The sequence below is a fragment of the Pseudundibacterium arcticum genome (genome assembly GCF_042646465.1).
In the GTDB taxonomy this organism is placed as follows: Bacteria; Pseudomonadota; Gammaproteobacteria; order Burkholderiales; family Burkholderiaceae_D; genus Undibacterium_A; species Undibacterium_A arcticum.
In genome coordinates, this window is the sequence record NZ_JBHRTP010000105.1 from 39850 (window position 1) to 51433 (window position 11584).

General features: G+C 58.8%; 8 protein-coding genes and 2 pseudogenes. 2 read left to right on the top strand and 8 right to left on the bottom strand.

Annotated elements, in window-relative coordinates; translation table 11 throughout:
* Positions 1-74: 74 nt before the first annotated feature.
* The 5 genes and pseudogenes from ACFOFO_RS25350 to dnaE form a co-directional block, all read right to left on the bottom strand.
* On the bottom strand, positions 75-1415 hold the full coding sequence (locus ACFOFO_RS25350) for a capsule biosynthesis protein (RefSeq protein WP_390333392.1): 1341 nt from the start codon (positions 1413-1415) through the stop codon (positions 75-77).
* Between the two features lie 747 nt (positions 1416-2162).
* Positions 2163-2294, bottom strand: a pseudogene (locus ACFOFO_RS25355) (IS256 family transposase); the annotation flags it as partial.
* Between the two features lie 342 nt (positions 2295-2636).
* Positions 2637-2954 (bottom strand): type VII toxin-antitoxin system HepT family RNase toxin, encoded by a 318-nt coding sequence (gene hepT, locus ACFOFO_RS25360; protein WP_390322656.1) that lies wholly within the window; start codon positions 2952-2954, stop codon positions 2637-2639.
* A 38-nt stretch (positions 2955-2992) separates the two neighbouring features.
* Positions 2993-3595, bottom strand: a complete 603-nt coding sequence (locus tag ACFOFO_RS25365) for a peroxidase-related enzyme (protein WP_390333395.1) — start codon at positions 3593-3595, stop codon at positions 2993-2995.
* Between the two features lie 86 nt (positions 3596-3681).
* Positions 3682-7164, bottom strand: a complete 3483-nt coding sequence (gene dnaE, locus ACFOFO_RS25370) for a DNA polymerase III subunit alpha (protein WP_390322655.1) — start codon at positions 7162-7164, stop codon at positions 3682-3684.
* A gap of 111 nt (positions 7165-7275) precedes the next feature.
* Here dnaE and ACFOFO_RS25375 point away from each other — a divergent pair, with 111 nt between their 5' ends.
* Positions 7276-8160 carry a sulfurtransferase gene (locus tag ACFOFO_RS25375; RefSeq protein ID WP_390322654.1) on the top strand — a complete coding sequence of 295 codons (885 nt, stop codon included), beginning with the start codon at positions 7276-7278 and terminating at the stop codon, positions 8158-8160.
* A 235-nt stretch (positions 8161-8395) separates the two neighbouring features.
* On the opposite strand, the gene ACFOFO_RS25380 is transcribed toward ACFOFO_RS25375, so the two are convergent.
* The 3 genes and pseudogenes from ACFOFO_RS25380 to ACFOFO_RS25390 all read right to left on the bottom strand — a co-directional run bounded on the left by ACFOFO_RS25380 (position 8396) and on the right by ACFOFO_RS25390 (position 10440).
* On the bottom strand, positions 8396-8965 hold the full coding sequence (locus ACFOFO_RS25380) for a flavodoxin family protein (protein ID WP_390322653.1): 570 nt from the start codon (positions 8963-8965) through the stop codon (positions 8396-8398).
* A 127-nt stretch (positions 8966-9092) separates the two neighbouring features.
* Positions 9093-9488 carry a DoxX family protein gene (locus ACFOFO_RS25385; protein ID WP_390322652.1) on the bottom strand — a complete coding sequence of 132 codons (396 nt, stop codon included), beginning with the start codon at positions 9486-9488 and terminating at the stop codon, positions 9093-9095.
* Positions 9489-9741: 253 nt separating this feature from the next.
* Positions 9742-10440 (bottom strand): annotated as a pseudogene (locus tag ACFOFO_RS25390) (pirin family protein).
* Positions 10441-10577: 137 nt separating this feature from the next.
* Here ACFOFO_RS25390 and ACFOFO_RS25395 point away from each other — a divergent pair.
* Positions 10578-11510 (top strand): LysR substrate-binding domain-containing protein, encoded by a 933-nt coding sequence (locus tag ACFOFO_RS25395; protein WP_390322651.1) that lies wholly within the window; start codon positions 10578-10580, stop codon positions 11508-11510.
* Positions 11511-11584 lie beyond the last annotated feature (74 nt).

An 11584-nucleotide genomic window follows, 5' to 3' on the forward strand; every position in this document is an offset into this window, starting at 1 on the left:
AAATACTTTTCCCTGTGTTTGCCCGGTCTAATTGGCCACAAAAAATCTTGCTGCACGCGGCATCGAGTATCGCGCTATGCACGTTTAGCGACGTGCGAATCTGGTACCAGATCCCGCAAATGTCCAACCGGGTACTGGTCCCGAATACCCGGCTTTACGGAACTGCCAGGCATCGACACGTCTATTGCATCGTTCTTGAAGAAACTTTTTGCCGGGAGGGGGAAAAGCGGGCTGGCAACTGAAAATGGCTCCAACCCGTGAAAGCTGCCGTTGATCTGCGTGGTAGCGATCACGTGGCGGTGAAATGCGTCAAATAACGGCTTGGATACTTTACCCGGCGCGACCCAGAATTTTTCCAGCGACGCCTGACAGGTGAGTCCAGCCATGTCATAGATCGCATCGCCCATTACCTTGACCGGCGCCTTGTGCAGTAACGCTGAAAGACCGACCGTACTATTTATCGCGACCACACCGCGCGCATGATCGAGCGCGGTTGGCAAATGAATCTGGTGCACATAGGCGATTCGGTCGGCGATGTTGTAGCGAGCGCAAAGACTGTCGATCAACCGACCGTAATGCCTGGCCCCGCGATCCATCGGGTGATGCTTGAGAACAAGGAGCGACTCCGCTGGCGCATGCGTCGCAAACGATTCAATGACTTCGCGGATAAAATCCCGAACGTCTTCGTAGTGACTGTGAAACGCAACTTGCGCATCATTGTGTACTTGCAAAACCGCAAGAAAATAATGTTTCGACAAATCACTGGCGAGACGTTGAGTGAATGCATGATCCTTCCTGCTGTACAGCAACTTTCGCACGCCGGAGCGACACCAGCTGAAGCCCTTGTGCACCATAGAGAAGCTCTTGTGATGATTGTAGTTCCAGAAATAAGGACGCAATAACGCGCCAGCAAGATAGTAGGCCATTGCAGTCCATGCCATGCGCTTGAAACTGAGGCTTTCCGGTTTCGGCTTAGGCACCAGGGCGGTCGCTTGCTCATTCAGGTAAAAGAGAGGATCGCGCGGCAAGGAAGAAAAGCCATTCACGCCGTTCTCTTCCAAGGTGATGTAATACGGTCGAACGTAACCTTCTTCGAAGACAAAAACACGAATACCGGCGGCGCGAGCGATTTTGATGGCTTCCCAATGGTACGAGCGGCAATCGCCGAATAGGAATATTCGATCGATGCGTTTCTCTTGAATGACTTGCAGAAGATATGCCGGCCACGCTTCCAAGGTTCCGCGGTAGTTAAGGGTATTCTGGCCGAGCGAGAAAAGCCAGTCGCCACCGTTGAAATTGACCTTCCACACGGATACGCGATGCGCCTTGATAAAGGCAGCAAATCGCGAGAAAAATGAGCCCATAGGCCCTTGTAGCAACAAGACGCGGCTAGTGCTATTGATGACGCGATGCATTGCTTCCCTTTACGATCGCAGCAATAGAGGTCATTAAAATATTGTGACGAAAAAAATCTCTAATATTAAAAATTGGCAATTGCATAGTTGATATACAAATCTACCAAATGCAAGACGAGTAATTTTTTACTTAGGAAAGACAAATTTGAACCGGATGCTACACATTATTTCCGACAAGACTTAATTGCTTAACGTCATTCGCTAATTTCGTATAACGCTGCATACCGCGCCTTGGCATGAAAACATTCGAGACATTAATTAAAGACGCAAGCATTCGTAATGATTCAACTAACCAGCAGGGCGATTGCATGAGGGATCGTTGCTGGCTAAGGCTTTTAGCCCCTTCCCCCTTGCAGGGGGAAGGTTGGGATGGGGTAGCGCGTACAAATACTGCTGACCAGATTTAACCGTACGACCCCCACCCTAACCCTCCCCCTGCGAGGGGGAGGGAACTCAACCCAGCAGCTCCAATGTTCATGCAGATCTTCATGCGATCGCTGACTAACCAGGCTTCTCATCTTGATTAATTGCAATGATTTCATTGAGGAGATTCTTTAATTCCTGCCAACTGCAATTGTTTCCATGCGGAATTTTTGCAAGCGGCCAGCGGCATTATACTGAACATTGATTGGAAATCTTGCAGATTATTGCGAAAACGCAATGTTGACCGTGGTAACTGTTGTTTCGAATAAACGAGGGGAAAGATCTGGCCAATGGCAGAAGGTGAAGTCATGCGCCACGAGCGCGTGCGAGCAAGGTCGGGCGAGACACGCAGTTGCGCGTGCGAGTAGTGCTGTGCCGTACCGTCGCGAAAGTCGACTCGATCGGGTGCGGGCAGTGCTCGGCCGGGATGTCGGAAAATGTCAGCAGGATGTCGCGGCCAGCGTCTCGACATGGAATTTCAAGGCTTGATGTGCGGCACCCGGGCGCGCCGGGAACTAAAAATACAGCATCAATGTTTGACCGCAGCGGTGGAACTCGGCGAAGCCGGGACCCTTCGCCTTCCTTAAATAAGTCTAGACTTACGCAAACCAGAAAAAAGTAGGATGGGTGCAACCCATCGTTCTCCCTTGGCGCTCAATAATGGGTTGCAGCCATCCTACGAAATTACGCATTTCGCGTAAGTCCCATAAATAAGAAATTTAGGGTCGCTGCGCTGTATTGCAAGAACTCGCCCAGATGCAGGGTGGTTACCTTGACCGTAATCGGCAACAACAGGGTCTAATCATCATGCACGGCGATATTGCGAAAGCCCACCATGTGCTTGAGCGCTTCGGCCAATGTCCCATCGATCCAACCGGCTTGTGCCAGCAATGCAAACACATCGCGCGCGCTTTGAGGCACACCCAGCTTATCGCGGCGGATCAGGTGCTGGCCCATATCGAGAGCGGCTTCGCAGGCGCACTGGATGTTCAGAACGGCTGCATCCTGCCGGGTAAAATCGGTGCCAAATGCTGCGCCGGCGGCCACGTACTCCTGCCGCGCACGCGCCACGCAGCGCTCTATGATGGCGGCCTTGTTGATCAGCACATCATCCATAGATTCTCCCGTCCTTCGCAATGCCGGCGAGCCACCCCTTAGTTCTGCGCCGGCTTTACCCGCGGCACCCGTCCCATCAGGAAAAATTCATCGTTCGGCCGCATCGAAATCACGTTCGCGATACGGTTCGACAAGCCGAAGAAGGCGGTGATCGCGGCGATGTCCCAGATGTCCTCGTGGTCGAAGCCGTAGCCGTTGAGGACGGCGTAGTCCTCGTCGCCGACCTGGTCCGACTGCAGGCAGACCTTGATCGCAAAGTCGAGCATGGCCTTCTGGCGCGGCGTGATATCGGCCTTCAGGTGGTTGACCGCGACCTGATCGGCCACCAGTGGCTGCTTCGAATAAATCCGCAGCAGCGCGCCGTGAGCGACCACGCAGTACAGGCAGCCGTTCTTGGCGCTGGTGGCGGTCACGATCATTTCGCGGTCGGCCTTGGTCAGGCTGCCAGTGTCCTTGATCATCAGCGCATCGTGATAGGCGAAGAAGGCGCGGAACTCGGCGGGCCGATGCGCCAGGGTCAGGAACACGTTCGGCACGAAGCCGGATTTTTCCTGGACGGCGAGGATGACCTGGCGGATATCGTCGGGCAGGTCGGCCAGCTCGGGCACCGGGAAGCAGGAAATCGCGGGGGCGTTTGACATGGTGAACACTCCTTCAGGTGGCAATCATTGCGATCAGTACGATTTCGGTCGGGTCGGATGCATTGCTGCGAATCCGACCCGACCGATCATGCATAGTCGAGTGAAATGTTATCCGCTTTCAACCACTCCACCAGTTGCTGCTGCAACGCGTCGTCCGGATTGACGCGCCAGTTGTCGCTCAGCAGCAGTTCGGTGCTGGCGCTCGCATTCTTGTATTGAATCACGACCGGGCAACCCTGCTGCAGCTGGAATGGCCGCAGCACCTGTGCCAGCGTGTCATGGCCGACCGAGGCGTCGATCGTCAGGCGCAAGGCTTTCATGAAATTGATGCGCGCCGCGCCGATGTCCATCACCTTGTCGGCGGCGATCCGCAGGCCGCCAGAGAACCGGTCTTCCGACACCTTGCCCAGCACCGCCAGGAATTCGTCTTCCTTGAACAGGCGCTTGTTGGCGTCGTAGATTTCGTTATAAATCGTCACGTCGACCGTCGCGCTGCCGTCGTCGAGCGTGACGATGATCATCTTGCCGCGCTGGGTCATCTGGGTGCGCAGGCCGGAAATCACGCCGGCGATCCATTTCGGCTCGCGTGACGGCGCCAGGTCGGCCAGCCGGGTGCGGGCGAACTTGCGCGCCTCGACTGCGTAGGCATTGAACAGATGGCCGGACAGGTAGAAGCCGAGCGCCGATTTTTCTTCGGTCAGCTTTTGCTTATCGGTCCAGGGCGCGACCTTCAGGTATTCCGGCGGCGGCACCATGTCGCTGTCGTCGCCGCCGAACAGGCTGACCTGGTTGCTCGATGCTTCGGCCTGCTCCGCCACGTCCATCGCAAAGCCGACCGAGGCCAGCAGGATCGCGCGATCGACGCCGAGGCAATCGAAGGCGCCGGCCTTGATCAGCGAATCGATGGTGCGGCGATTGATCTGGCGCTTGTCGACCCGCTTGCAGAAGTCGAACAGGCTGATGAACGGTCCGTCCTTGCGCGCCGCGACGATGGCCTCGATCGCGCTCTGGCCCGAACCCTTGACGGCGCCGAGGCCGTAGCGAATCTGTGTGACCTTTTTCTTGCTGACGCTGGGCGGCTCGCCGACCGGGATGAAGCGGTAATCGGACTGGTTGATATCGGGCGGCAGCAGCGTCAGGCCGCAGACATCGAGCGCATCTTCGACCAGGATCTTGATCTTGTCGGTGTCGTCCATCGCCAGCGACAAGTTGGCTGCCATGAACGCGGCCGGGTGATGCGCCTTCAGGAACGCGGTGTGATACGACAGCAAGGCGTAGGCGGCGGCGTGCGACTTGTTGAAGCCGTAGCCGGCGAACTTTTCCATCAAGTCGAAGATCTCGTCGGCCTTGGCTTCCGACAAGCCATCCTTGGCCGCGCCGTCACGGAAAATCTGGCGGTGCTCGGCCATCTCTTCCGCTTTCTTCTTGCCCATCGCGCGTCGCAGCAAGTCGGCGCCGCCGAGCGAGTAACCGCCGACCACCTGCGCCATCTGCATCACCTGCTCCTGATACACCATGATGCCGTAGGTTTCGGACAGGATGCCTTCGGTGCGCGGATCGGGATATTCGAAACGCTCGCCGTGCTTGCGCTTGCAGAAATCGGGGATCAGGTCCATCGGTCCCGGCCGGTACAGCGCGACCAGCGCGATGATGTCCTCGAAACGGTCGGGCCGCGCATCTTTCAGCATGCCTTGCATGCCGCGGCTTTCCAGCTGGAATACCGCGACCGTCTTGGCCTTGGTCAGCAGCTCGTACGAGGGCCGGTCGTTCAGCGGCAGCTTGGCCAGATCGAACTCGGCCAGCGCCGGATCGAGTTGCTTGATATAGCGTACCGCGCGGTCGAGAATCGTCAGCGTGGTCAACCCCAGAAAGTCGAACTTGACCAGACCGACCGCCTCGACGTCGTCCTTGTCGTACTGCGACACCACGCCGGAATCGCCGCCCTGGGTGTACAGCGGACAGAAATCGGTCAGCTTGCCGGGCGCGATCAGCACGCCGCCGGCATGCATGCCGATGTTGCGCGCGATGCCTTCGACCTGCTGCGCCAGGTTCAGCAGCTGCTTGACCTCTTCCTCGTTTTCCAGCCGCTCGGCCAGCGCCGGTTCTTCATTGATGGCGTCGGCAATCGTCACGTGCTTGCCCGGCTTGAACGGGATCAGCTTGGAAATGCCGTCGCAGAAGTTGTAACCGAAATCGAGCACGCGGCCGACGTCGCGGATCGCGCCCTTGGCCGCCATGGTGCCGAAGGTGGCGATCTGCGACACCGCCTCCTTGCCATACAGATCCTTGACGTGCTGGATCACGCGGTCGCGCCCTTCCTGGCAAAAGTCGATGTCGAAGTCGGGCATCGAGACCCGTTCCGGATTCAGGAAGCGCTCGAACAGCAGGTTGTACTCGAGCGGATCGAGGTCGGTAATCAGCAGCGAATACGCGACCAGCGAACCGGCGCCGGAGCCGCGGCCGGGTCCCACCGGCACGCCGTTTTCCTTGGCCCAGCGGATGAATTCGGCCACGATCAGGAAGTAGCCGGGAAAGCCCATCTTGATGATGGTGTCGGTCTCGAACTTCAGGCGCGCCTCGTAGCGCGGGCGCTCTGCGGCGCGCCTGGCCTCGTCGGGATACAGCTGCAGCAGCCGCTGTTCCAGACCCTGCTGGGCTTCCAGCACCAGGAATTCGTCGATGGTCACACCGTCCGGTGTCGGGAAGTCCGGCAGCTTGGGCTTGCCCAGCTCCAGCGTCAGGTTGCAGCGTTTGGCGATCTCCAGCGTGTTCTGGACCGCGGCCGGCAGATCGGCGAACAGCGCGACCATTTCAGCCTGGGTCTTGAAGCATTGCTGCTCGTTGAAGCGGCGCACGCGGCGCGTATTGGCCAGCATCTCGCCTTCGGCGATACAGGTGCGGGCCTCGTGCGCGGTGAATTCGTCCTTCGACACGAATTGCACCGGATGAGTGGCCACCACCGGCAGGCCCAGCTTGGCAGCCAGCGCGACCGCCTGCCGCAGATGCGGCTCCATGTTCGGTTGGCCGGCGCGCTGGATCTCGAGGTAAAAATGGCCCGGGAAAATCTGCGCCCAGCGTTCGGCGCAACGCTGCGCCGCGGCCAGGTTGCCGTTGTCGATCGCGATGCCGACGTCGCCGGACTGGGCGCCGGACAAGGCGATCAGGCCGGCTTCCTGGCCCTGCTGTTGCAGGTCCAGCAGCCCCTGCAACCATTCGGCGCGGATTTCGGCGCGGCCGCGATGCTGGTTGTCGAGCCAGGCGCGCGACAGCAATTCGCACAACTGCAAATAGCCGGTGCGGTTCTTGACCAGCAGCAACAGACGCGACGGCTTGTCGCGGTTGTCGTCGTTGCTGATCCAGACATCGCAGCCGATGATCGGCTTGATGCCCTTGCCACGGGCGGCTTTGTAAAACTTGACCATGCCGAACAGGTTAGCCAGATCGGTGATGGCAAGCGCTGCCTGACCGTCTTCAAAGGCAACTTTGACCACTTCATCGAGGCGCACCAGGCCATCGACGATCGAATATTCGGAATGCAGGCGGAGGTGGGTAAATTGCGGAGAGCTCATCGCGCTATTTTACCCGTTCGACCCGTTGCGCTGGACCATCGGAACGCGGTGGCGGACAAGTTTATAATGCGCACTGCCCCTTTACCTGTCCCATCTTATTGAAATCGCATCATGCAAGCCACTGGCACCACCACCGCACTGCAGCACGACCCCGGCGCCGCGCCATTTGTCAACATCGCCGCCTACAAGTTCGTCAGCGTCGACGATAGCGTCGAAAAGCGCCCGCAATTTCTCGCTTTGTGCAACGAACTGGGCTTAAAAGGGACGATTCTGCTCAGCCCGGAAGGGATCAACCTGTTTCTGGCAGGCGCGCGCCCGCAGATCGACCGATTCCTGGCCTGGCTGCGGGACGATCAGCGCTTTGCCGATATCGAGGTCAAGGAAAGTCTCTCCGCCGAGCAGCCGTTCAAGCACATGCTGGTCAAGCTCAAGCGCGAGATCATCACGATGAAGATGCCGCTGATCAAACCCGAGCTGGGCCGGGCGCCGGCGGTCGATGCGCCAACGCTCAAGCGCTGGCTGGATCAGGGCCATGACGATGCCGGCAAACCGGTCGCGATGCTCGATACGCGCAATGCGTTCGAGGTCGACGTCGGCACTTTCCGCAACACGATCGATTACCGGATCGACAAATTCAGCGATTTCCCGGCCGTGGTCGCGGCGCGCAAGGAGGAACTGGCAGGCAAGACGCTGGTGACCTTCTGCACCGGCGGCATCCGCTGCGAAAAGGCGGCGATCCACATGAAAAACGTCGGTTACGACAGCGTGTATCAGCTCGATGGCGGGATCTTGAAATATTTCGAGGAAGTCGGCGGCGCGCATTACGACGGCGACTGTTTCGTGTTCGACCATCGGACCGCGCTCAATCCGAAGCTGGAGCCGACCCTGAGCGCACACTGCGTGGCGTGCGATGCCGTGGTCACGCCACGCGAGCAGTTGTCGCCGGACTATGTGGCCGGCCTATCCTGCCCGCATTGCGCACCAGCGGCTGCTTGAATGCCCGCTGACATGGGTCCGGGTGTGCTGTCGGCAGGATTTCAGTAAAACAAATACTGGCATCAGTATTATTTTTTCCGCAATGGATACATGGGCCTCAGGCCATGTATTAAGCATACTCCCTTCATAATTTCTTATCGATGCAAAAAAGCCCACCTGGCATTGCCGGCGGGCTTTTTTTCGGGTAACGCTGCCACGGCCTTTACGACCGCATTTTCACCACTTATTTGTGCACTTATTTATGTAACTTACCGGCCGTCTCGGCGACCCGCTTGCCGAACTGCCTTGCGGTTTCCAGATCGCCTGGCAGCGGGCCTTCTTCCGGCGATGAATCGGACGGGCTTTGCGCCATCGCGCCGGCGAACGAACCGACGTAGTTGAGGTCGTTGCGCTCGGCAGCCTTGCTGTTGGACGGCATCATGCCGGTACCGACCCAGATCATGCTGTGCTGCATCGACAGCGTGAACATGTAGTGCAGCGTCGACAGCTTGTCGCCGTTCATGGTCGCGGAATTGGTGAAGCCGGCCGCGATCTTGTCTTTCCAGACCTGTGAAAACCATTGTTTGGACGACGCGTCGGCGAATTTCTTGAACTGCCACGACACCGAACCCATGTAGGTCGGCGAACCGAATACGATGGCGTCGGCGGCCTTCAGCACGTCCCATTCGCTTTCGCTCAGATTACCGTCAGCGTCGATCGCGATCAGCGCGGCGGTCGTGACCGACGCGGCGCCGGCGAGGACAGCCTCGGCCTGCTTTTTGGTGTGGCCGTAGCCGGAATGGTAGACGATGGCAACTTTACTCATGGTTTTTCCTTTTTCATCAAATTGGGGACTTGCGGGGGTAACGCCGGTCGCTCACGAATGAGGACGACCGGACGGATTTCTGGAATTGCTGGGGAAACGGTCCGGGGCGGTGGCCGCCCCTGACACATCAAGAAGGACGACGCCCGTCCACACTCCAGGCGCCGGCGCCGAACGCGAACAGCTGCAACATGCCGCCCATGATGGCCGCGTTCTTCAGCAGCATGACCATCTGGGTCGGATCGGCCGCCACGTTATGGAAGGTCAGGGTAACCGGGATCAGGAACAGGAACATGACCAGCGCCACCCAGCGAGTCTGCCAGCCGATCACGAGCAGCAGACCACCGCCGAATTCGATCAAGATCGTCAACGGCAGCAGCAGGCCGATCATGGGCAGGCCGGCGCTCGCCATATAACTGGCGGTGCCGCTGTAACCGGTGATTTTTTGAAAACCGGAGAGCACGAATAGCAGTGCCAGCAGCAAGCGGCCCACGAGGGCGGCGCCATTTTTCAGATTGGGGTTCATGATTTTTCCTTGTTGATTATGGTTCATGGATATTGCTTGATTATTGGGCGTCCCTATTAATTCAAAATCCGAGTCGTTCCAGCGAACGCTGGAACCCAGCGTCTTTCGTCACTCACCGTTAATGCTTGATCTGACAGGAAACGCGCCGTTCTAAGGCTAAACGAGAGGCAACATACGCCACTGGGTCCCAGCGTTCGCTGGGACGACAAACCAATTAATCGAGATACCTATTGTTGATTGTTGTTGCAAATCGTCAGACCAGATCGAACACCAATACTTCCGCCTGCCGGCCCTGGCTCAATTCCAGTTGCGCCTCGTCGCTGAGCGTCACGGCATCGCCGGCCTTCAGCGCGATGCCGTTGACGTCCAGTTCGCCGCGCGCCAGATGCACATAGGCGCGGCGTCCGGCCGGCAATTTCATGCTAGCACGTTCATTGCCGTCGAACAGGCCGACATACAGGCGCGCGTCCTGATGGATAGTGGTCGAACCGCCCTGCCCGTCCGGACTGGCGACCAAGCGCAACTGGCCGCGCTTGTCGGGCCGCTTCAAACCGCTTTTCCTCGTATTCCGGCGTGATCCCGGTGACATTCGGCTCGATCCAGATTTGCAGCAAGTGGGTCCGGTTGCTGCTGGACGGGTTGAATTCCGAATGACGCACGCCGCTGCCGGCGCTCATTTTCTGCACGTCGCCGGCCGGATCACGCTGCCGTTGCCCATGCTGTCCTGGTGCCCGATCTCGCCTTCCAGCACATAGGTGATGATCTCCATATCGCGATGACCGTGGGTGCCGAAACCCATGCCGGGGGCGATGCGATCGTCGTTGATCACGCGCAAGGCGCCGAAGCCCATGTGCTGCGGATCGTAATAATCGGCAAACGAAAAACTGTGATCGGATTCGAGCCAGCCGTGTTGGGCATGGCCGCGATCTTCACTCTTGCGTAACTCGATCATATTTTTTGCTCCTGTTGTCTGTGCTCTGATTTCAGTGCCTTCACAGCGATAATCACACACTATAGCGGTTGATCCGGTTCAGCAAAAGGTCCTGAATTCGGATAAATTATTGAAATTATTTGAATAAGAACTCTGCCATGAACCTGACTCTTGAAGCGCTCCAGATCATCGACACGATCGACCGCAAGGGTAGCTTTGCCGCTGCCGCGGCCGCGCTCGACCGGGTGCCGTCGGCGCTGACTTACAGCGTGCGCAAGCTGGAAGGCGACCTCGACGTGCTGCTGTTCGATCGTCGCGGCCACCGCGCCAAGCTGACGGCGGCCGGCCAGGAATTGCTGGCCGAAGGGCGCCATCTGCTGCACCTGGCAGAGGAGCTCGAACAGCGCGTCAAGCGCACCGCAACCGGCTGGGAAGTCGAGTTGCGGATCGTGCTGGACGGTATTATTCCGTTCGCACACGTGCTGCCGCTGATCGCCGCCTTCGATCGGGAAGCGGCCGGCACCCGACTGCGCTTTTCCTATGAGGTGCTGGGCGGAACCTGGGAATCGCTGCTGTCCGGCGCCGCCGATCTGGCGATCGGCGCCGGCTATGGCGGGCCGGACCTGATCCAGATGAGCGGCAAGTTCCAGACCCGGGCGCTGGGCGAAATCGAATGGATTTATGCGGTCGCACCCGAGCATCCGCTGGCGCGCGAACCGGAGCCGCTGACCGCGAATGTGATGCAGCGCCACCGTGCGGTCGCGGTCGGCGACACCAGCCGCAACGGGCCGGGCATGACTGCCGGCCTGCTGAGCGGCCAGGAGACGCTGACCGTGCCATCGATCAACGACAAGCTGGCGGCGCAACTGGCCGGCCTCGGCTGCGGGCATCTGCCGCGGATCCTGGCCGCGCCGCATCTGGCGGCAGGCCGCCTGATCGAAAAAAAGACCATCGAATCCAGGCCCGGCGCGGCCAGTCAGTACGCGTGGCGCAGCAGCGCCGCGCGAGGCAAGGGGATGAAATGGTTCCTGACCCAGTTGGCCGATCCGGTCACCCAGCGCCGCCTGCTGGGTCTCGATCCGGCGCTCTGATGCGGATGGCTGCACGCCGCAAACAGTGACCCGAAATCAGGCATAATCCTTGCGCAAAATTCCGCAGCAGCCAC